Here is a 19,972-nt window from a genome sequence, read left to right on the forward strand (position 1 = left end):
GGCATATTATTTTTGAAATCAGATTTCGCATATTGAAATATAGAGTCTAGTTTACACTCGACACAATTAAATCGCGATGACTGTTAACCAAGGTTTTCGCTGGATAAGGGGCTTCACATTGATGAATACCACCGAACAGGGCCACCCCATTCTCTCGATGCGCCATATCATCAAAGGATTTGGCGGTAATATCGCAGTTAACGATGTCAGCCTTGACGTCATGCCTGGCGAAGTGTTGGCTTTACTCGGTGAAAACGGTGCAGGCAAATCCACCTTAATCAAGGTCCTCGCAGGCGTCTACCCACGTGACAGCGGCGAGATCTTATTTCAAGGAAATAACATCCGTTCTGCCGCTGAAATTAAAAGTGATACTCATCAGCCTATCGCTTTTATTCATCAAGATCTGGGGTTGATTGACTGGATGACTGTTGCCGAAAATATGGCGCTTGTGATGGGTTTTCCACGCCGATTAGGTTTAATTAATTGGTCGGCGATTCGCCAGCAAGCCAGTCGCGCATTACAGGATATCGGCATCGAACTTTCACCCGATGCCCGTGTTTTCGAACTCTCTCGGACAGAAAAGTCATTGTTAGCCATTGCCCGCGCCGTGGCCGTCAATGCTGAAGTGTTAGTGTTGGATGAACCTACAGCCTCGCTCCCAGCCAATGATGTTCGCCATTTATTTGAAGTCATTAATCGCTTACGGGCAAAGCAAGTCGGCATGATTTACGTTACCCACCGTTTAGATGAAGTGATTGAAATTGCCGATCGCGTTTGTGTGATGCGCGATGGGCGCTACGTTGCAGGGGGAAATACTGCAGATTATACATTGCGAGACTTGGTCCAGATGATTGTGGGTGAAGCGATGGGCGATTCTCAGCGTGAACCCTTACCGGTGGTTAATAAACCCGTATTACAACTCAAGGATGTCGTTGTGGGCGAGATTGGCCCCGTCACGTTCAACCTGCAACCGGGAGAGATGCTGGCGTTGGCTGGGTTGCGGGGAGCCGGTCAAGAAGAGTTGGGCCGCCTATTATTTGGCTTACGCCATTGTGATCACGGTGAAATAATCTTTCGTGACCATCCCTACACGGCGTCTTCACCGCAGGAAGCGATGGCCGCGGGTGTCTCATTGGTAGCAGGCGATCGCACGGGCGAAAGCTTGGTGATGTCGATGTCGGTGCGTGAAAACTTATTCATTAATCCAATCGCAAGCGGCCACAAACTCCTTTCTCGTTATAGCACTCGCCGCGAGGTCGGTGAAAGTTGGTGGAAAGTACAGTTATTCGATGTTCGTCCCAAAGACGTCAACATTGATATCAGCGCCCTTTCCGGCGGTAATCAACAAAAAGTAGTGATGGCCCGCTGGATGCACCTTGGCGCGCCCCTACTGATCCTTGAAGACCCAACCGCAGGCGTGGATGTTGGCGCTCGGGCCGAGATTTATCATCTACTCAACAAATCCTTAGCAGAAGGTGTCGCTGTTTTGGTGATTTCCAATGACCTAGAGGAAATCGCGCATATCTGTAACCGAGCGTTGGTCTTTAATCGTGGCGAAGTTGTCGGCGAACTGCGCAATGAGCAGGTCTCGTTCGCGAATTTATTGGAGTTGGCATCTGCCAGCACCGGGGAAGCTACACCTGTTTAAAACAGATATCTGAGCGAGTAATGGCCTCATAAATGTGATGGCATTGTGATACCCAGATTCCGGAGAGTGTTATGTCTAAAACATCGATAAAATCGACAGCGCTTGAACAACGCGTCAGCCTGAGTGAGCACGGTTTCGGTGCTTGGGCCATGCAAGGTATGACCCGCTACGGTCTACTGTTGCTGTGCTTCATCTTAGTTTTGGTTTTCTCACTGACCACGCCGTCGTTCGCCTCAATGCTCACATTGCAGGCTATTTTATCCAGTAAATCAAAAATTGCGTTGCTGGCGCTGGCCGCCACCATTCCCATGATTGTTGGCAAAATCGATTTAAACGTCGGTTTTGGTATCGTGCTCTGGCACATCTTAGCGATCACCCTGCAAGTGCAATATGGCTTCTCATGGCAATTCGCCGTGCTGACTGTGCTGATTCTTTCTGCACTTTATGGGCTGTTAAACGGAATTTTAGTGGCGTTAGCCGATATTGACAGCTTTGTTGCCACATTAGGTTCAGGCACGGTGCTCTATGCCCTCGCCCTCTGGCACTCAGGTGGTCGCCAAATCGTTGGGGACTTGCCAGATGCCTTTATTGCGCTGCATCACACCGAAATATTTGGTATTCCCATCGTGGCTTTTTATGTCTTGATTATTGCTGTGGTGCTATGGCTTATCACCGAACACACGCCGCTAGGCCGCTGCATGTATGCGGTGGGTGGCAATCCGGCTGCCGCAAGGCTCAATGGGATTTCAGTCAATCGTTTTACTATCGGTGCCTTTGTCGCTTCGAGTGTATTAACCGGTTTCAGTGGTGTACTGATTGCTTCTGAACAAGGGGTTGGTCAGGCCAGTGTCGGAATGGACTATCTGCTGCCCGCACTGGTAGGGGCTTTTCTTGGTAGTACCACTATTCGTCCAGGCAGAGTGAATGTCTGGGGAACGGTCGTGGGGATCGCGATTCTGGCAATTGGTATTGCGGGCATTCAACAATTTGGCGGCGAGTTCTGGGTAGAGCCGCTGTTCAACGGTGCCACACTGCTGCTTTCTATTACATTAGCCGGTTACGCCCAACGGCGCAGATTATTAAATCAAAAAGCCATCAAACCCAGCCAAGTGCAGGGTAATACTAAAAATGTCATCAATTCTTAACCTCACCAAGGAACAGAATATGAAACGTAATTTGATCTTACAGGGTTTACTTATTACCGGTGTACTTGCCACCACATTACCCAGTTGGGCAGATAGTTATCTTGATGAGGCTAAAGCTGCCGTGAGCAAAGCAACATCGAGTGTCACCGAATGGGATGGCCCCACCACCGGTCCAGCATTGCAACCGAACAAGCACATTATCTTTATCGCTTCTGACATGAAGAATGGCGGCGTACAAGGGGTGCAAGAGGGATTATCACAAGCCGCTAAAGCCGCGGGCTGGAAACTAGAAACCCTCGATGGCGGCGGCTCGGTAAAAGATCAGCTATCGTCGTTAAATCAAGCTATTGCACAAAAACCAGATGGCATTGTTATCGGTGGCTGGAACCCGAACGTTGCTAAAATCCCGCTCAAAAAAGCGATTGCACAAGGCATTGTGCTAACAGCTTGGCATGCCGTTCCCGAACCGGGCCCAGTACCGAACTACAATATTTTTTACAACGTCACATCCGACTCAAATGATGTGGCCCGTATCGCAGCACTGTATGCCGTAGCGAAATCGGAAGGCCAAGCTAAGGTACTGATTTTCACTGATTCGCTTTATCAAATCGCCTTAGATAAAGCCAATGTGATGAAGCAGACCATTGAAAAATGTACCGGATGTCAGGTTGTCGAGTTTATCGATACCCCGCTGGCAGACACGGCTAACCGTATGCCGGCGATGACCTTCAGCTTGCTGCAAAAGCATGGTGATAACTTCCAATATGCTTTGGCCATTAACGACCTCTATTTTGACTTTATGGCACCTGCACTTAAGACCGCAGGTAAAGGAGGCAAAAATGCGCCATACAACATTTCAGCGGGTGATGGTTCGATTTCGGCCTATCAGCGTATCCGCTCTGGTGATAGCCAATCTGCCACCGTGCCAGAACCGCTAAAACTCCATGGCTGGCAGTTACTGGATGAATTTAACCGTGCTTTCGCCAAACAACCACCATCAGGTTATGTAACGCCAGCTCATCTCGTCACCCGTGACAATATCAGCAGTGACGGTGGCGATAAGCAGATGTTTGACCCACAGAATGATTATCAGGGCCACTATAAAGCTATCTGGGGCATCAAGTAGGCCGAGCATAAATCTTAGGTCGGAGGCAACAACGATGACAAGTTTGATGCTGGCTGAAACGGATATCAGGGAATTATCGGCGGTGTTGGCCGCCGATAGCCAACTGGCGTGCTTATGTTCGCCAGCGATTTGGGCTGAGGGGCCCGTTTGGTTACCACAAGAAAATGCTGTCGTTTTCAGCGATGTAAAAGGCAATCGCATGTTCCGCTGGCACCGCAGTGGTGAGCTCAGTCTTTATCGTTCATCGGCTAATTTTGCTAATGGCAATGCTCGTATGGCTGATGGCTCGATAGTCAGTTGTGAACACGGCCGACGCGCCATTAGCCGGACTGACCCACAGGGAAATATCACGCTATTGGTCGATCGTATTGACGGCAAACGATTTAATTCACCCAACGATATCGTGGTGAAATCTGACGGCACGTTATGGTTTACCGATCCTCCTTATGGCATTACCGGCGATGATGAGGGGTATAAATCGGAAAGTCAGGTGATTGGTTGTTATCTCTACTGTTTTGATCCAAAAGATAATTCACTGAACATCGCGGCCTGCGACTTGCAGCGGCCCAACGGGTTAGCATTTTCGCCTGATGAACAACTTTTGTATGTGGCAGATATGTCTATCGTCGATTTCCCAACACAGGGGCGGCGGCAATTACGGGTTTATCCCGTCAAGGATCGGCAACTGGGCGAGGGGCGCTTTTTTGCTGAGGTTGCACCGGGTTTTCCGGATGGTTTCTGCGTCGATCATGCCGGCAATGTATTTTGCAGTTGCGCCGATGGCATTTTGGTCTTTACCCCACAGGCAGTGTTGTTAGGCAAAATTCCTGTTCCAGAGCAAGTTTCAAACTGCACCTTTGGCGGACCTAACGGCGATGAACTCTATATCACCGCGGGGAAGTCGCTCTATCGTATCCGGCTAAATACCTGTGGCTAAAGACCTATAGCTAATAGAAGCCACTAATTATTTTCTACGGTGCCGGATCCGTCCGGTACTTATCAAATACCGCTAGGGAGTGTGTCATGAGAGTGAGCTATCAGCAGTTAAAGGCCGAATTTAAGCGAGTGCTTTTGGCGCGAAAAGTGAATGAAGCAACCGCCGATGCCTGCGCTGAGATGTTCGCGCAAACCACTGAATATGGTGTTTATTCACATGGAGTCAATCGATTCCCGCGTTTCATTCAACAATTAGAAGCGGGTGACATCGTTCCCGATGCCATACCCACCAGAGCATCTGCGTTTGGTGCGATTGAGCAATGGAATGCTCATCAGGCCATCGGTAACCTCACCGCTCGGCAGATGATGGACAGAGCCATGGCCTTGGCCGACAAGCAAGGGATTGGCGTAGTGGCTTTACGAAATGCCAACCATTGGATGCGGGGGGGAGCCTATGGCTGGCAAGCGGCAGAGAAAGGTTATATCGGTATCTGCTGGACAAACTCTATTGCGGTTATGCCACCTTGGGGGGCAAAAGAGTGCCGCATCGGGACGAATCCATTGATCATCGCGATACCCGGTGAAACCATCACTATGGTGGATATGTCGATGTCAATGTTCTCCTACGGCATGCTGGAAGTTAACCGGCTAGCAGGCAATACCCTCCCCGTTGATGGTGGCTTCGATAATGACGGCAATTTGACCCGCGACCCCGCCATTATTGAAGAGAATCGCCGTATTCTACCCATGGGCTATTGGAAAGGGTCAGGCTTATCCATCGTGTTAGATATGATGGCGACCCTACTCTCTGGTGGCCTATCAGTCGCGGAGGTCAGCGAAGATAAGTCAGATGAATTCTGCATTTCACAAGTGTTTATGGCCATTGATGTTGATCGATTGATTGACGGCAAAACACGCGATGAAAAGCTAAAACGCATTTGTGATTATGTCACCCAAGCTGAGCGCGATAATCCAGACGTGGCTATTCGCCTACCGGGCCACAAATTCCCGCGTATCAAAGCAGAAAATCAGCGCGATGGTATTCCGGTGAATGACACTGTTTGGGCAAAAATCTTAGCGCTTTAATCGTTAAGTTTAATTCTTCGCCATTAGCGTCAAGAACAGGCAAGAAAGTTACGGCGTCCAGATATTTCGATATATCTGGCTACAGCCCCCTATTGGCTAAAAAACGGCTCAATATATTAACGATGATCGCCGGAGGCTGAAATGGAATATTGGTTAGGCATCGATTGTGGCGGCACATTTATTAAAGCTGGCTTATATGACAGAGATGGCAATGAATGCGGTATCGCTCGGCAAAATCTAGCCATTATTAGCCCACAACCGGGCTGGGCAGAGCGGGATATGAACGTGCTATGGCATGCCATGATCGACGTCATCCGCCAATTACTTGCCCGTCAGATAACGCCTCCCAGTCGTATTCAAGGTCTGGGTATTTCCGCGCAAGGTAAGGGTTTATTTCTGCTGAATAAGCAAGGTAACCCCCTCGGAAACGCCATACTGTCTTCCGATCAGCGTGCGCTGGCCATCGTTAAACAGTGGCAACAAGATGGCATACCTCAGACGCTCTATCCAACGACTCGCCAGACATTGTGGACTGGGCATCCTGTCTCATTATTACGTTGGTTGAAAGTAAACCAAGCTGCCCGATATCAGCAAATTGGCAGTGTCTTGATGGCCCACGACTATCTCCGTTATCGCCTGACTGACCAGTTAGGTTGCGAAGAAACCAATATTTCAGAGTCCAATCTCTATTCGATGGCTGAGGGTGATTACCAACCTGCGTTAGCCCAATTACTGGGTATCGAAGAAATAGTCAGTGCACTCCCCCCAATTGTGGGCGCTGCAGATATCGTGGGCACCCTAACACAGGCGGCATCCGATGCGACGGGTCTGCCGGTCGGTTTGCCCGTGGTCGGTGGCCTGTTTGATATCGTCTCCACCGCTTTGTGTACAGGGCTCAAAGATCAAAGCCGCTTAAATGCAGTGATGGGCACTTGGGCGGTGACCTCTGGGATTGCCGACCAGCTTCAATCTGACCTCGAATACCCCTTTGTTTATGGACGTTATGCCGAAACCGGTCAATATATCGTGCATGAAGCGAGCCCAACATCCGCCGCTAATCTGGATTGGTTTATCCAACAATGGTTAGGCACTGAGGCCGGGACAGCAGACTACCGACAAATTAACCAATGGGTCGCCGCGTTACCCAAGGTCAGTAGCTCACTATTATTTGTGCCGTTTTTATATGGCTCGAATGCCAAGTTAGGCATGTGCGCCGGATTTTATGGCATGCAGTCCTTCCACCAGCGCCCCCATCTGGCACAGGCCATCTATGAAGGCGTGGTGTTTAGCCATATGACCCATCTCAATCGAATGCGAAAACGCTTCCCAGAAGTGTGTGCATTACGTATCACCGGCGGACCCGCTCAATCACCGCAATGGATGCAGATGTTCGCCGATATTAGTGGATTAGCGGTGGAACTCCCGCAGGTGGAAGAAACCGGCTGCTTGGGCGCATCACTGGCCGCCATGGTGGGTACAGGGCGCTTCGCTGATTTCAGAGAAGCTCAACAGGCCATCACGCCAAAACTCACCGTCATGCAACCTGACCCTCTGGTCACGCAGGCTTACCACGAAAAATATCTGCGCTACCAAGCTCTAGTCGCTGCACTTGGCACCTTGCATTAGCGTTTTACGACTCAGACAAAGCGCCAGCGTTAACATTATTCAGGATAAAGGGATCATGAAAACTCCGCACGCCAGACCTCAATTGCAACTCGCACTAGACCACACAAGCCTTGACGCTGCATTAGCGACCACCGCACAACTGCATCCTCACGTCGATATTATCGAGGCAGGAACCATTTTATGTATCAGCGAAGGGATTCAGGCCGTCAGAGCACTGCGTAAACTTTACCCGCAACACACATTGGTTGCCGATCTGAAAGTCGCTGATGCCGGTGCCACATTGGCCCAGCAGGCCTTCTCTGCTGGCGCAAACTGGATGACGGTTATCTGCGCTGCCCCGCTCGCTACCATGGACACCGCACTGGATGTTGCCAAGCAATACGGTGGCGATATCCAGATAGAACTCTTCGGTCACTGGACGCTACAAGATGCAAAGAACTGGCGCGACTTGGGCCTTAAACAAGCGATTTATCATCGAGGTCGTGATGCGCAAGCCAGCGGTCAAAACTGGGGTCAGGCCGACTTAGAACGTATGCAAGCCTTGTCTGACTTAGGGATTGAATTATCCGTCACTGGGGGGATCACACCGGCTGATTTACCGCTATTCCATTCCATCGCGGTGCGCGCTTTCATCGTCGGCCGTGCTTTGTCTGAAGCCGAACAACCGGTTGCTGTTGCGACGGCGTTCCATCACGCCATTGATGCTACTTGGGGGAAATAATATGCGCCAACATCCATTAGGCATTTATGAAAAAGCCTTACCTAAGCAGCTCAGTTGGCCGGAGCGCTTAGCCTTAGCGAAAGCCTGCGGCTTCGATTTTGTTGAAATGTCTATTGATGAAACAGACGAAAGACTCTCGCGCCTTAACTGGAGTAAAGAGCAACGTCTATCGTTGGTGGATGCTATGTTGGAAACCGGCATTACCATTCCCTCCATGTGTCTTTCAGCGCATCGCCGCTTCCCCTTTGGCAGCCATGATGAGGGCCTGAGAAAACAAGCTTACCAGTTGATGACGCAAGCTATCCAATTGGCGAAAGATGTGGGGATTCGTACCATCCAATTAGCGGGTTACGATGTCTATTATGAAGAGCAAGATGCAGGCACCGTAGGTCGTTTTACCGAAGGGCTACAATGGGCAGTACAGCAAGCGGCCGCAGCGCAAGTCATGCTGTCGGTAGAGATAATGGACACGCCCTTTATTAACTCAATCAGCAAATGGAAAGTGTGGGACAGTTGCCTTGCCTCACCTTGGTTTACGGTTTATCCCGATGTGGGCAACCTGAGTGCTTGGGGCAATGATGTCAGTCACGAGCTATCGCTGGGTATTGATCGTATTGCAGCAATCCATTTGAAAGATACTTATCCGGTGACCCACCATTCACCAGGGCAATTCCGTGATGTCCCTTTTGGTGAAGGATGCGTTGATTTTATCAATGTATTTAAAACGCTAAAGCAGCTCAATTATCGCGGCGCTTTTCTGATAGAAATGTGGACAGAGAAAGCGGATGAGCCCGTCGCAGAAATTGTTCAGGCCCGCCGATGGATGGAGCAAAAAATGCAGCAAGCCGGACTCACGACATAATCTTGCTACAGCAACCACTATCACGATGTAAAGATGTTTATTATCACCAACAATGATTTACATTATGATCTATTGCTTTTGAGTTGCGCTGGGTGTATTGCTATTTCTACAGGAAGTGCCCATAATCAATTTCCGTTTCCGTGTAGCAATGGTTACTGGAACGCCGCCCCGATTGTTCACACGATCGGGGCGTTTTATTTGGTCAATACACCGTATTTATTACGCAACATCAGCTCAATTTGCCCCGTACTTCTTTCACTCTCGCGTGAATTAATTCTCATGCAAAAGTCATCATCGCTAAATCCTGAACAATAAATTATTTTACATCCGTTTTTCTTCCGCATTTTGTTGATTATGATTTGTTCAGTGCTTAACAAGGGGAGAAAGAGGATGCAAAAAGTTAAACGCGACCTGTCAGATCTCGAACGCTATTTCCGCCAAACAGACCAAAAATGCACGCCGAAAACACCTTGGTTTACCCGCTGGTTGTATATTCCAGTGGAGGAAAGAATGCAGATATTGGATGACTTACTGCGCCCATGCTCGGGCAAATAATAAGCATTACAGCCGCTTTCTGGCCGCACTTTCCGCACTGAAAAACCACAGTTCGGGTAACCGGTTTGGATAAAAGCGAATTTCGTAGGCATCTTTCAACGGCGCTAAACGCCAACGCGGGCGAGCTTGGCGCTTTGGTTTTAAAAAACGTAGACGTCCACGAACACGGGCGGCTTGTGTATCGAGCACCCATGCTGCCGAAGCTGACAAAGGCTGGCGAGTATATTCATCTTCAACGCTAATATCACAAATGCACAAAACCCTATTCCTTACGAAAATTGATGCCGACGTGATTATTCTCGATCTGTCATATTGAACCAACTGTTGCCCACAGGAGATTTGATCTACATCACATATCCCCGACTTGCCTGATATCAAGACACGTTCAATCCCACTTATCCATTCAAATTAATCTGGTCTAGCCATTTACCTAACGTATCGCGTAGAGTGGTTAGGCAAGTAATTAAGATGTGTTATTTTCGGAGCAAGACTAATGCAGAGTATTCTCGAATTATTTAAGGCCATCGGCTTAGGCTTGGTATTACTGTTGCCATTGGCAAACCCATTGACAACTGTCGCTCTGCTGCTCGGTTTATCTGGCAATATGACCCGTGAGGAACGTAATCAACAATCGAAGATGGCATCAATTTATGTCTTCTTTATTATGACCATTGCCTACTACGCGGGTCAGGTCGTGATGAATACCTTTGGTATTTCGATTCCCGGTCTGCGTATTGCGGGTGGGTTGATCGTGGCATTTATTGGCTTTCGCATGCTGTTCCCGCAACAATCGACTGAAGACACGCAGTTAGAAGCCAAATCACAGGATTTAAAGAAACGGAAATCCATCAATATTGCCTTTGTACCATTGGCTATGCCGAGTACCGCTGGGCCAGGGACGATTGCGATGATCATCAGCTCTGCCGCCTCAGTTCAGGGTCATACCCAGTTTAGCCCATGGGTAGTCACGGTCGCGCCAGTGCTGATATTCCTCGCTGTATCCTTAATCCTCTGGGGTTCATTGCTCAGCTCAGGCGCTATCATGCGCTGGGTTGGCAAAGGAGGCATTGAGGCCATTTCACGCCTGATGGGGTTCTTACTGGTGTGCATGGGGGTACAATTTATTATCAATGGCGTACTGGATATTATTGCCAACTACCATCCAGTCATTGCATAACGAATAGAAAGATTGAACCGTTAAAGTGAAACGCTAGCCGATGTTGATACTGCGAGATGTTGAGAAGGATATGAGTAACAGCATCCATAAACGACATCGGTTAGCGTTTTAATATTATTCTGACATCGCCCGGTAAGCGGTATCGACTTTCCACAAATAACGTGGTGCTTGTGCGGCCGGATGCTTCTTTTGTATATGTTGATAAAATTCGTTGGGACTAAGACTATTAATTTTATTCACTGCCAGACGTTTATCTGATGAGAAAGTCCGCAGCATAGCACCTGCACCATTGGCATAAGAAACGATCGTGGCGTAACGCAACGTTTGTGGATCATTTATCCCCGCCAACTGTTGGTTTTGCAAAATATTGATATAAGCTGCACCGATATCAATATTCTTCACTGGATCTTTTAATTCGCCTGAGCTTGGCTGCCCATTGCGCCCTTTCATCCGGTACGCATCACGACCCGCAGTCGATGCTTTAATTTGCATCAAACCCACAGCATTAGACGTACTCACGACATCTGGGTTGTAACCAGACTCCACCTGAATAATGGCCTTAATTAAGGTTTCATCAACGCCATAATGGCTGGCAGCTTGTTTAATGACATCGCTGTAGGCAACTGTCGTTGAACCGGTGCTGCTTTTTGGTGCGTTAAGAAAACCACTCTGGGGTGCTTTCTTGAGCCACCCGTTACTTGCTTGCGGTGGCGGGGTTTGTTTCGCACACCCTGCCAGCAATAAAATTGCCATTAGGCAACCGACTTTTGGATTCACAGTATTCCCCGTGCTGATAAGCCGTTTTGTAGCATATACAAGTTGTCATCGCCTCCAAATAGATTTTTGGGCTAGTTTGACCATTATCAACATAATGATCAGGCTATATTCGGTAACTATCCGTAAGTTTTAGTTTATTGTATGGCAAGGCTTGACTTGATCGTCAATGATATTGATAATCATTTTCATTTAAAGAAAGGGAACATCGCCATGTTTACTAAGAAAAAAATGCCCTACCTGCACTCCATCGACACTGCCACACCACGTTTTTTACGTGCTATGACCTTATTTGTTCTTGTTGCATTTTCATCGCTGATCAGTACCTCGGCCTTAGCAGAAAATAAGTCCAGTGACCCTGATAAAAAATTCAAAATTGTGACGACCTTCACAATCATTCAGGATATCGCGCAAAATGTCGCCGGTGATGCCGCCGTGGTTGAATCGATCACTAAACCTGGGGCAGAGATTCATGATTATCAGCCTACGCCGCGGGATATCGTTAAAGCGCAATCCGCAGATTTGATTTTATGGAATGGCATGAATCTGGAGCGATGGTTTGAACGCTTCTTCGAGAACATCAAAGATGTCCCATCCGTTGTCGTCACAGATGGCATTACGCCGTTACCTATCCGTGAGGGGCCATATAAAGGTATCCCTAATCCACATGCTTGGATGTCTCCCTCAAATGCACTCATTTATATTGAGAATATCCGTAAAGCGCTGGTTGAACACGATCCAGCCCATGCAGAAACCTACAATCGCAACGCTAAAGCCTACGCAGAAAAAATTGCCGCGCTGGACGCACCATTACGTGAACGCCTTGCTCGCATCCCTGCTGAACAACGTTGGTTGGTCACCAGTGAAGGAGCATTTAGCTATTTAGCCAAAGATTACGGTTTTAAAGAAGTGTACTTATGGCCAATTAACGCTGAAGAACAGGGATCCCCACAGCAAGTGCGTCGAGTCATTGATACTATGCGCGCAGATAAAATCCCCGTGATATTTAGCGAAAGTACTATTTCAGATAAGCCGGCTAAACAAGTGAGCAAAGAAACCGGTGCGCAATATGGTGGGGTGTTATATGTTGATTCTCTCTCCAATGAGAAAGGTCCGGTCCCGACGTATATCGACCTGATTAACACCACAGTACAAACTATCGCGAAAGGATTTGGTCAATGAATCAAGCTGTTTTTGTCCGCCCTGAGCTAATAGTAGATGATGTCACTGTCACCTATAACAATGGGCATACTGCCATTTATGACGCCAGTTTTTCCCTGACTGGCGGGACGATCTGTGCGTTAGTTGGCGTCAATGGCAGTGGTAAATCGACTCTGTTCAAAAGCATTATGGGGCTCGTTAAACCTAGTGTTGGTAAAGTAGAACTGAGTAACAAACCCGTCAGCCATGCGTTGAAGCAAAATACCATCGCCTATGTACCGCAAACCGAAGATGTGGATTGGAACTTCCCAGTATTAGTGGAAGATGTCGTCATGATGGGCCGCTATGGCAAAATGAATTTTCTGCGCATTCCGAGTCGTGAAGATAAGTCTATTGTTGATAAAGCCATTGAACGAGTGGGATTAACAGCGTTACGGTCACGGCAAATTGGCGAGCTTTCTGGCGGGCAAAAAAAACGGGTGTTCTTGGCTCGAGCATTGGCCCAGCAAGGTTCAGTATTGCTGCTGGATGAGCCTTTTACGGGTGTTGACGTCAAAACAGAAAATGCCATCATTGATTTGTTACGTGCACTGCGTGATGAAGGCCACTTGATTTTGGTGTCTACCCATAACCTCGGCAGCGTGCCAGAGTTTTGTGACCATGTGATATTGATAAACCAGACTGTGCTGGCGGCTGGCCCGACAGAAACGACCTTCACGCAGAAAAATCTCGAAATGACATTTGGTGGTGTCTTGCGTCATATCAACCTGTCAGGCAGTACATTGCATGATGACAATGACCCTCGTACCGTCACCGTAATCACCGATGATGAACGCCCTGCCGTGTTTTATGGCCATACCAAAAATGATCCTCCTGCGCAGAGTCAGTCGAAAGAGGATAACCCCTAATGCTGGAACTTTTACTGCAACCTTTTAACTATAACTATATGGTGAAGGCGATCTGGGTCAGTGCGATTGTCGGCGCGGTATGCGCATTCTTGTCGGCTTATCTGATGCTGAAAGGCTGGTCACTGATGGGTGATGCCCTCTCACACTCTGTCGTTCCTGGTGTGGCGGGAGCTTATGCTCTCGGGTTGCCTTATGCTGCTGGCGCATTCTTTACTGGCATGCTTGCAGCATTGGCGATGACATTGGTGCGGCACATCACCCGCCTACGTGAAGACGCGATCATCGGTTTTATCTTCTCAACGTTCTTTGCCGTGGGGCTATTAATCGTTTCGCTCAACCCGACCTCAGTCAATGTGCAGTCAATTATTTTCGGTAATATTTTGGGAATAGCTGACGAAGATGTCTTGCAGGTTGAAATCATTATCTTGGTGTCCTTCGTGATTTTATGCCTGATCTGGAAGGACTTACTGGCGGTATTTTTCGATGAAAGCCATGCGCTATCCATCGGGTTATCACCTCTGCGCTTGAAGATTCTGTTTTTTACCCTGCTCAGTGCCTGCACAGTCGCGGCATTACAGACCGTTGGCGCAATTCTAGTTATCGCCATGGTTGTCACGCCGGGAGCCACCGCCTATTTACTGACTGACCGCTTTGGTCGCTTACTGATCATCGCAATCGCCATTGGTTCCATCACCAGCGCCTTGGGTGCCTATCTTAGTTTCTATCTGGATGGCGCTACCGGTGGGGTCATTGTGACCTTGCAAACATTGGTATTCTTGTTTGCCTTTGTCTTTGCTCCTAAACATGGGTTGGTAGCAACCCGCTTCCGGACTCGCCAAAAACGTCGTCATTCGCTACAACAGCGGCCGGAGGATAATGTATGAATACATTGTTCAGTCTGATCAGTGATCCATTCGCGTATCCATTTATGCAGCGAGCGATCGTCGCCGCGATTATTACTGGTGTCGTATGTGCGGTCTTGTCATGCTATCTGGTACTAAAAGGCTGGTCATTGATGGGCGATGCCATCTCCCACGCCGTATTACCGGGGATCGTACTGGCCTTTTGGCTTGGTATTCCGCTCGTTATCGGCGCATTTGTCTCAGGCATTTTTTGTGCTGTCGCGACAGGTTATTTAAAAGAAAATAGCCGAGTCAAAGAAGATACCGTCATGGGTATTGTCTTCTCAGGTATGTTTGCCTTTGGCATAGTGCTGTTCTCTCGCATGGATACAGACCAGCACCTCAGCCATATTTTATTCGGTAATATGCTCGGTATTTCATTGGCAGAATTGAAGCAGACCTTGTGGATTGCTGGTTTCACCCTCCTCGTGGTGCTACTAAAACGTAAAGACTTCATGCTTTACTGTTTTGACCCAAATCATGCGCGAGTTATTGGGCTACCCGTCAAGTTTCTGCACTATGGGTTACTTTGCTTGCTGGCATTAACAATTGTGGCGTCGTTGCAGGCTGTCGGGGTTATTTTGGTGATCGCTATGCTAATCGCCCCAGGTATTATCGCCTTTATGATTTGTCGCAGTTTTGACAGGATGTTGATTGTCGCAACATTAGTGTCTGTTGTCTCCTGCGTATTAGGAACGCTGATCAGTTTCCATATTGATGGGGCAACTGGCCCCTGTATTGTCATTATTCAAGCATTATTCTTTGTGGTTGCACTCATATACAGCCATGTCAAACCCGTGCAAGGCCGTCAAATACCACAGCAGAATAAGCCAAATAGTGCCGAAAACGCGCCATAAGGCAACCTGCTATAATCAATTAAGTCTTTACCGTTAAGCCGTAATATTTACGGCTTATTTGTTAGTTGTCGCGATCTGTCTCGCCTATTTTTGCCGTGATCCTTTTGTCGTTAACGTGGCATTTATCAACTCGAAAAATAATATGTCACTTATCGGCCAGAATCAGTCTTTTGTTTGATCCGACGTAGATATTGCTGTGTGTTAGCGCTTGTTTTTTACACAGAAAAAAAGCTAACCTAATCATATCTACCCAAAGTCATGTGCGTTGCAGGTCAGCGGAAATTTAACGCTGCTAACGGCCTGTAATTCAGTTCGAAAGGATATAACTGGCAAGCTGTAGGGGGTGAATCATGTGGCAAGCAGTCAAGCGTCTGTTAGGTGAATACCTAGGCCCGGCTGAAATTCGGGAAAGAACCGAATTACCGGGCGGAGATATTCATGAAGCGTGGCGCCTCAGTTATGGCGAAACCGAGGTTTTCGTGAAATGCAATGCCCGTGAGATGCTGCCTATATTTACTGCTGAGGCTGATCAACTCTCATTATTAGCGCGCAGTAAAACGGTCCAAGTACCTGAAGTTTATGGTGTGGGTAGCGATCGTGATTACAGCTTCCTGCTACTCGAATATATTCCCCTGAAACCCCTCGATGCCCATAATGCTTATTGTCTTGGTCAACAATTAGCACATTTGCATCAATGGAGTGAACAACTGCAATTTGGGCTAGATTTTGATAATGATTTAGCCACCACACCGCAACCTAATAGTTGGCAACGACGTTGGGCGCAATTCTTTTCTGAACAGCGTATCGGTTGGCAACTGCAATTAGCCGCTGAGAAGGGCATGTCTTTTGGCGATATTGATCAGATAACAGCACTTGTGCAGGAACGTTTACTGGGGCATCAACCGCAACCTTCGTTGCTACATGGCGATTTATGGCCCGCCAATTGTGCGGCCAGTGCTAATGGGCCTGTCATTTTTGATCCCGCCTGTTATTGGGGTGATAGAGAGTGTGACCTTGCCATGTTGCCGCTCTGCCCTAACCTACCCGCTCAGATTTATGATGGCTACCAGAGTATTTGGCCACTGCCGACCGACTTTATTGAGCGGCAGCCCATTTATCAACTCTATTACTTATTGAATCGTAGCAATCTATTTGGCGGTCAACACTGGCTGAGCGCGCAAAAAGCCGTAGAGCAATTGCTGCATCCAGAGCGGTTCTAGCGTTGCAAACCACCGATACGGCAGTGACTGATTCAAGCAAAAAACAAAACACCCCAAAAGTTGGCAATTCAACGAGTCGGGGTGTTTTTCTTATTTTATTTCGTCAGACCAAGTTTATTTCGTCAGACCAAGCATCTGTCAGAGTAAGAGGACTCAACTTTAGCCTTGAGCCATCAATCCCAGTAATTTGACAACAAAATAAGCCACGACACCGATAACAATCGGTAGGATATAGAGCGTAAAGAACTGCAAGAAAATGGTGTGATGCGGTAGCACGATTTTCTCTTCTAATTGCTCGCGACTACGCCCTTCACTGCCTTTGGCCTGCTCTAAAATCATCTGGTCTTCAATGCCTTCTCGGATATGCCGTACTTGTCGCGACATCCGGGCACCTGATGCCTGTAACGATAACCCGACAAAGATCAGCATATAAATGATAAAGAACATGATGTTAGCAGCGGAAAGGCCTTGTTCGAAGTCAGGTACAGGTGAGTTGAACCAAAAAATATCCAAAAAAGTGGTATTAAAGCGAATCATGTCAGTCATTACGTGGATAAAATCCATCATGACGGCATTAATGCCAGTGCTCTTTTGGCTAAATTGATAGGCAAAATTGATAATGGATATCAATGTTGACAGCAGTGCTGGTATAAAAACGAGCCACCCCGCAATCCGTTTGATCACAGCGACACGCCCAGCCTGTTGATAGGTCATGACTTCTCCTTGCAAATACCACAACTTATGTTGTCTTAGTTTACCTGCTACATTCACTCTTTGTGCAAAATTTTTGTTGTGACCTGCTAGGTTAATTCAAATTCATGCAAGGTTCAGTAGGCGCAAGATGATGTTGTTAATGATAAGGTATTCAGCAAGTAGACAATAACCAACAGGAGTGATGACTAATGGCGACCCCTCATCCAATTAAGGCCGCAATTTTCGATATGGACGGCTTATTGATTGATTCGGAACCTTTATGGCTACAAGCTGAACTTGACGTTTTCACTGCGCTGGGGCTGGATACGTCTTCTCGGGATACATTACCCGACACGCTTGGTTTACGTATCGATTTAGTGGTGAAACTCTGGTTCCAAACCATGCCTTGGCAAGGGCCAAGTCAGGCTGAAGTCTGTAAACGTATTATTGCGCGCGCCATTGATTTGGTGGAAGAAACGCATCCCGTGTTACCAGGCGTGGAATATGCTTTAGACCTTTGCCGCCAGCAAGGGCTAAAAATTGGTTTGGCATCAGCATCGCCATTACATATGCAAAAACGCGTTTTGGCGATGTTAGGTGTAGAGCACTATTTCGACTGTTTAGTCTCTGCTGAATACCTGCCCTACAGCAAACCCCATCCAGAAGTGTATCTGAATGCGGCCTCCGATCTGGGTGTTGACCCAATGCAATGCGTCACACTAGAGGATTCAGTCAATGGCATGATTGCGACGAAAGCCGCACGTATGCGCTCAATTGTGATTCCATCACTAGAATACCGCTCGGATCCGCGCTGGGTATTGGCCGATATTCAATTAGAGTCATTAGAGCAATTGAGAAAGGAAGATATTTCGTAACCCAGTATTGATACTGTCTAAACGATAAGGGGCGGTTACGCCAACGACACAGCCGCCCGAATCGATTTTAGAGGAAATCATCCCGTTTAGGCGTAAAGGTATCGATTAAAATACTGTTATCTTCCAGTGACACAGCGCCGTGCATCTCATTTTTCACAGCTCGGTACGCATCCCCAGCTTTTAATATGCGTTTCTGCCCTTCAATTTCGACTTCAAAACTACCGGCGGCGACATAAGCGATTTGGTCATGAATATCATGTTTGTGCGCGGTGCCAATGGCCCCTTTATCAAAGTGAACGCAGACCATCATCAGCTCATCGCTCCAGGTCATAACTTTGCGCTTAATGCCATTGCCTAACTCTTCCCAAGGCGTTTCGTCATTAATAAAGAACATCTTCATTGTTTCTCCTCATTATTATGCAAAATAGATTCGATGCAGCTTCGTCACAGTTTTTAGCTGGATTCTGCTCATTCTACGGGTAATCTTCACCGTTTTGCCATTATTAATCCAAAAATCATGACATCACTCAAAAAATAATAAAACATCATTTCATTTTTATTGAATTAACTTCCCGCAAACACTATCATCATCACATCAAAAGAAACACTCGGTCAGAAGTCAGACCCTGCGCAGGTTGTCAGCCTACATTTTCAACTTCATGTGCAATCTCTCATTCTGCCGCGTTATCTGGCTTGGGTTATTGCCCATTAAAGATGCTGTTCTGAAAGAAAGGCTTTACCAACCAAAGCCGTCCTTTGGGCGGTTTTCTCCCTAATATAAAAATCGCGGAAACCATTGCCCGCTTTGAGAGAGACGTTAGCTATGATTTTAGATTCCTTTGAATTGAAAGGTAAAATTGCACTGGTTACTGGCTGTGACACAGGTTTGGGCCAAGGTATGGCGATCGGTTTAGCCGAAGCTGGCTGTGATATCGTGGGTATCAACATTGTTGAACCAAAAGATACCATTGAGAAAGTAACCGCATTGGGCCGCCGCTTTTTAAGCCTAACGGCTGACTTGAGCAAGATTGATGGCATCCCTGCTCTGTTAGAGCGCGCTGTCGCTGAATTTGGCCAAATCGATATTTTGGTCAATAACGCCGGCATCATCCGCCGCGAAGATGCGATCAACTTCAGCGAAAAAGACTGGGATGATGTGATGAACGTTAATATTAAAACGGTGTTCTTCATGTCTCAGGCTGTTGCCAAGCAATTCATCAAACAGGGTCATGGCGGCAAAATCATCAACGTTGCATCTATGTTGTCTTATCAAGGTGGCATCCGTGTTCCATCTTATACCGCATCGAAAAGCGCAGTGATGGGTGTCACCCGTCTGTTAGCTAACGAGTGGGCAAAACATGGTATCAACGTGAACGCTGTTGCCCCTGGTTATATGGCGACAAACAATACTCAGCAGTTACGTAAAGATGAAGAGCGTAGCAAAGAGATCCTTGACCGTATCCCTGCTGGCCGTTGGGGCTTACCTGATGACTTGAAAGGCCCAGTGGTCTTCTTGGCATCTAAAGCTTCTGACTATATCAGCGGCTACACTATCGCAGTTGATGGTGGCTGGTTAGCTCGCTAATTTGTCAATCATGGCTAATTTGAGTTAAAGGTGATTTTCTTTGGTAGTACTGACATCTTGACTCAACATGACTAAAAGGCACAACTCCTGTTGTGCCTTTTTTATTACTTATTTA

The 19,972-nt window shown here is 47.5% G+C and carries 21 protein-coding genes; 17 read left to right on the forward strand and 4 right to left on the reverse strand.

From position 1 onward, the window contains the following. The first annotated feature begins 121 nt into the window (after window positions 1-121). From BN68_RS05580 to BN68_RS24105, 9 genes are all read left to right on the forward strand, one after another. Window positions 122-1,648: a sugar ABC transporter ATP-binding protein gene (locus tag BN68_RS05580; RefSeq protein ID WP_019210171.1), complete on the forward strand. Its 1,527-nt coding sequence runs from the start codon at window positions 122-124 to the stop codon at window positions 1,646-1,648. Between the two features lie 71 nt (window positions 1,649-1,719). Further along, window positions 1,720-2,793: an ABC transporter permease gene (locus tag BN68_RS05585; RefSeq protein WP_019210172.1), complete on the forward strand. Its 1,074-nt coding sequence runs from the start codon at window positions 1,720-1,722 to the stop codon at window positions 2,791-2,793. A gap of 19 nt (window positions 2,794-2,812) precedes the next feature. Then, complete coding sequence (locus BN68_RS05590) at window positions 2,813-3,919, forward strand: ABC transporter substrate-binding protein (protein ID WP_019210173.1); 1,107 nt, start codon at window positions 2,813-2,815, stop codon at window positions 3,917-3,919. Window positions 3,920-3,965: 46 nt separating this feature from the next. Next, complete coding sequence (locus tag BN68_RS05595) at window positions 3,966-4,856, forward strand: SMP-30/gluconolactonase/LRE family protein (protein ID WP_051144537.1); 891 nt, start codon at window positions 3,966-3,968, stop codon at window positions 4,854-4,856. 86 nt (window positions 4,857-4,942) lie between these two features. Next, the gene (gene yiaK / locus BN68_RS05600) at window positions 4,943-5,941 is read left to right on the forward strand and encodes a 3-dehydro-L-gulonate 2-dehydrogenase (RefSeq protein ID WP_019210175.1); all 999 of its coding nucleotides are present in this window, start codon (window positions 4,943-4,945) and stop codon (window positions 5,939-5,941) included. Between the two features lie 141 nt (window positions 5,942-6,082). Further along, a complete protein-coding gene (locus BN68_RS05605) occupies window positions 6,083-7,567 on the forward strand; it encodes an FGGY-family carbohydrate kinase (protein WP_019210176.1) in 1,485 nt (494 codons plus the stop codon). Window positions 7,568-7,622: 55 nt separating this feature from the next. Further along, window positions 7,623-8,288, forward strand: a complete 666-nt coding sequence (gene ulaD, locus BN68_RS05610; protein WP_019210177.1) for a 3-keto-L-gulonate-6-phosphate decarboxylase UlaD — start codon at window positions 7,623-7,625, stop codon at window positions 8,286-8,288. A 1-nt stretch (window position 8,289) separates the two neighbouring features. Further along, complete coding sequence (locus BN68_RS05615; protein ID WP_019210178.1) at window positions 8,290-9,150, forward strand: L-ribulose-5-phosphate 3-epimerase; 861 nt, start codon at window positions 8,290-8,292, stop codon at window positions 9,148-9,150. A gap of 390 nt (window positions 9,151-9,540) precedes the next feature. Continuing rightward, complete coding sequence (locus tag BN68_RS24105) at window positions 9,541-9,705, forward strand: hypothetical protein (protein ID WP_019210179.1); 165 nt, start codon at window positions 9,541-9,543, stop codon at window positions 9,703-9,705. Window positions 9,706-9,711: 6 nt separating this feature from the next. Here the strand turns inward: BN68_RS24105 and BN68_RS05620 are convergent, their stop codons facing one another. Continuing rightward, a complete protein-coding gene (locus BN68_RS05620) occupies window positions 9,712-9,963 on the reverse strand; it encodes a hypothetical protein (RefSeq protein WP_042806409.1) in 252 nt (83 codons plus the stop codon). Window positions 9,964-10,198: 235 nt separating this feature from the next. On the opposite strand from BN68_RS05620, the gene BN68_RS05625 reads away from it, so the two are divergent. Further along, window positions 10,199-10,882, forward strand: coding sequence for a MarC family NAAT transporter (locus BN68_RS05625; protein WP_019210181.1), 684 nt, complete (start codon window positions 10,199-10,201; stop codon window positions 10,880-10,882). Window positions 10,883-10,996: 114 nt separating this feature from the next. On the opposite strand, the gene BN68_RS05630 is transcribed toward BN68_RS05625, so the two are convergent. Then, complete coding sequence (locus BN68_RS05630) at window positions 10,997-11,659, reverse strand: transglycosylase SLT domain-containing protein (RefSeq protein WP_019210182.1); 663 nt, start codon at window positions 11,657-11,659, stop codon at window positions 10,997-10,999. A 210-nt stretch (window positions 11,660-11,869) separates the two neighbouring features. Between BN68_RS05630 and yfeA the strand changes: the two genes are divergently transcribed. From yfeA to BN68_RS05655, 5 genes are all read left to right on the forward strand, one after another. Then, window positions 11,870-12,838: an iron/manganese ABC transporter substrate-binding protein YfeA gene (gene yfeA, locus BN68_RS05635; RefSeq protein WP_019210183.1), complete on the forward strand. Its 969-nt coding sequence runs from the start codon at window positions 11,870-11,872 to the stop codon at window positions 12,836-12,838. Further along, complete coding sequence (yfeB, locus tag BN68_RS05640) at window positions 12,835-13,725, forward strand: iron/manganese ABC transporter ATP-binding protein YfeB (protein WP_019210184.1); 891 nt, start codon at window positions 12,835-12,837, stop codon at window positions 13,723-13,725. The genes yfeA and yfeB overlap by 4 nt, the downstream gene beginning before the upstream one ends. Beyond that, window positions 13,725-14,609 (forward strand): iron/manganese ABC transporter permease subunit YfeC, encoded by an 885-nt coding sequence (gene yfeC / locus BN68_RS05645; RefSeq protein WP_019210185.1) that lies wholly within the window; start codon window positions 13,725-13,727, stop codon window positions 14,607-14,609. Before yfeB ends, yfeC begins: the two co-directional genes overlap by 1 nt. Further along, entirely contained in the window at window positions 14,606-15,484 is an 879-nt protein-coding gene (gene yfeD / locus BN68_RS05650) for an iron/manganese ABC transporter permease subunit YfeD (protein WP_019210186.1), read from the forward strand. The genes yfeC and yfeD overlap by 4 nt, the downstream gene beginning before the upstream one ends. 350 nt (window positions 15,485-15,834) lie before the next feature. Then, a complete protein-coding gene (locus BN68_RS05655) occupies window positions 15,835-16,704 on the forward strand; it encodes a fructosamine kinase family protein (protein WP_019210187.1) in 870 nt (289 codons plus the stop codon). Window positions 16,705-16,863: 159 nt separating this feature from the next. Here the strand turns inward: BN68_RS05655 and BN68_RS05660 are convergent, their stop codons facing one another. After that, the gene (locus BN68_RS05660; protein ID WP_019210188.1) at window positions 16,864-17,418 is read right to left on the reverse strand and encodes a YniB family protein; all 555 of its coding nucleotides are present in this window, start codon (window positions 17,416-17,418) and stop codon (window positions 16,864-16,866) included. A 188-nt stretch (window positions 17,419-17,606) separates the two neighbouring features. Between BN68_RS05660 and hxpB the strand changes: the two genes are divergently transcribed. Next, window positions 17,607-18,272, forward strand: a complete 666-nt coding sequence (hxpB, locus tag BN68_RS05665; RefSeq protein ID WP_019210189.1) for a hexitol phosphatase HxpB — start codon at window positions 17,607-17,609, stop codon at window positions 18,270-18,272. Between the two features lie 67 nt (window positions 18,273-18,339). Here the strand turns inward: hxpB and BN68_RS05670 are convergent, their stop codons facing one another. Then, window positions 18,340-18,672 carry a cupin domain-containing protein gene (locus tag BN68_RS05670; RefSeq protein WP_019210190.1) on the reverse strand — a complete coding sequence of 111 codons (333 nt, stop codon included), beginning with the start codon at window positions 18,670-18,672 and terminating at the stop codon, window positions 18,340-18,342. Between the two features lie 423 nt (window positions 18,673-19,095). Here BN68_RS05670 and kduD point away from each other — a divergent pair, with 423 nt between their 5' ends. After that, window positions 19,096-19,857: a 2-dehydro-3-deoxy-D-gluconate 5-dehydrogenase KduD gene (gene kduD / locus BN68_RS05675; RefSeq protein WP_019210191.1), complete on the forward strand. Its 762-nt coding sequence runs from the start codon at window positions 19,096-19,098 to the stop codon at window positions 19,855-19,857. Window positions 19,858-19,972 lie beyond the last annotated feature (115 nt).

Source organism: Yersinia massiliensis CCUG 53443 (genome assembly GCF_000312485.1).
In the GTDB taxonomy this organism is placed as follows: domain Bacteria; phylum Pseudomonadota; class Gammaproteobacteria; order Enterobacterales; family Enterobacteriaceae; genus Yersinia; species Yersinia massiliensis.

What these genes read in the sequence shown, in the direction of transcription:
- yfeD (WP_019210186.1), top strand. Translation starts at nt 14,606, where the DNA reads ATGAATACATTGTTCAGTCTGATCAGTGATCCATTCGCGTATCCATTT.
- BN68_RS05590 (WP_019210173.1), top strand. Translation starts at nt 2,813, where the DNA reads ATGAAACGTAATTTGATCTTACAGGGTTTACTTATTACCGGTGTACTT.
- yfeA (WP_019210183.1), top strand. Translation starts at nt 11,870, where the DNA reads ATGTTTACTAAGAAAAAAATGCCCTACCTGCACTCCATCGACACTGCC.
- yfeB (WP_019210184.1), top strand. Translation starts at nt 12,835, where the DNA reads ATGAATCAAGCTGTTTTTGTCCGCCCTGAGCTAATAGTAGATGATGTC.
- BN68_RS24105 (WP_019210179.1), top strand. Translation starts at nt 9,541, where the DNA reads ATGCAAAAAGTTAAACGCGACCTGTCAGATCTCGAACGCTATTTCCGC.
- BN68_RS05605 (WP_019210176.1), top strand. Translation starts at nt 6,083, where the DNA reads ATGGAATATTGGTTAGGCATCGATTGTGGCGGCACATTTATTAAAGCT.
- BN68_RS05660 (WP_019210188.1), bottom strand. Translation starts at nt 17,418, where the DNA reads ATGACCTATCAACAGGCTGGGCGTGTCGCTGTGATCAAACGGATTGCG.
- BN68_RS05595 (WP_051144537.1), top strand. Translation starts at nt 3,966, where the DNA reads ATGCTGGCTGAAACGGATATCAGGGAATTATCGGCGGTGTTGGCCGCC.
- hxpB (WP_019210189.1), top strand. Translation starts at nt 17,607, where the DNA reads ATGGCGACCCCTCATCCAATTAAGGCCGCAATTTTCGATATGGACGGC.
- BN68_RS05625 (WP_019210181.1), top strand. Translation starts at nt 10,199, where the DNA reads ATGCAGAGTATTCTCGAATTATTTAAGGCCATCGGCTTAGGCTTGGTA.
- yiaK (WP_019210175.1), top strand. Translation starts at nt 4,943, where the DNA reads ATGAGAGTGAGCTATCAGCAGTTAAAGGCCGAATTTAAGCGAGTGCTT.
- BN68_RS05615 (WP_019210178.1), top strand. Translation starts at nt 8,290, where the DNA reads ATGCGCCAACATCCATTAGGCATTTATGAAAAAGCCTTACCTAAGCAG.
- BN68_RS05580 (WP_019210171.1), top strand. Translation starts at nt 122, where the DNA reads ATGAATACCACCGAACAGGGCCACCCCATTCTCTCGATGCGCCATATC.
- BN68_RS05655 (WP_019210187.1), top strand. Translation starts at nt 15,835, where the DNA reads ATGTGGCAAGCAGTCAAGCGTCTGTTAGGTGAATACCTAGGCCCGGCT.
- ulaD (WP_019210177.1), top strand. Translation starts at nt 7,623, where the DNA reads ATGAAAACTCCGCACGCCAGACCTCAATTGCAACTCGCACTAGACCAC.
- BN68_RS05585 (WP_019210172.1), top strand. Translation starts at nt 1,720, where the DNA reads ATGTCTAAAACATCGATAAAATCGACAGCGCTTGAACAACGCGTCAGC.
- BN68_RS05670 (WP_019210190.1), bottom strand. Translation starts at nt 18,672, where the DNA reads ATGAAGATGTTCTTTATTAATGACGAAACGCCTTGGGAAGAGTTAGGC.
- yfeC (WP_019210185.1), top strand. Translation starts at nt 13,725, where the DNA reads ATGCTGGAACTTTTACTGCAACCTTTTAACTATAACTATATGGTGAAG.
- kduD (WP_019210191.1), top strand. Translation starts at nt 19,096, where the DNA reads ATGATTTTAGATTCCTTTGAATTGAAAGGTAAAATTGCACTGGTTACT.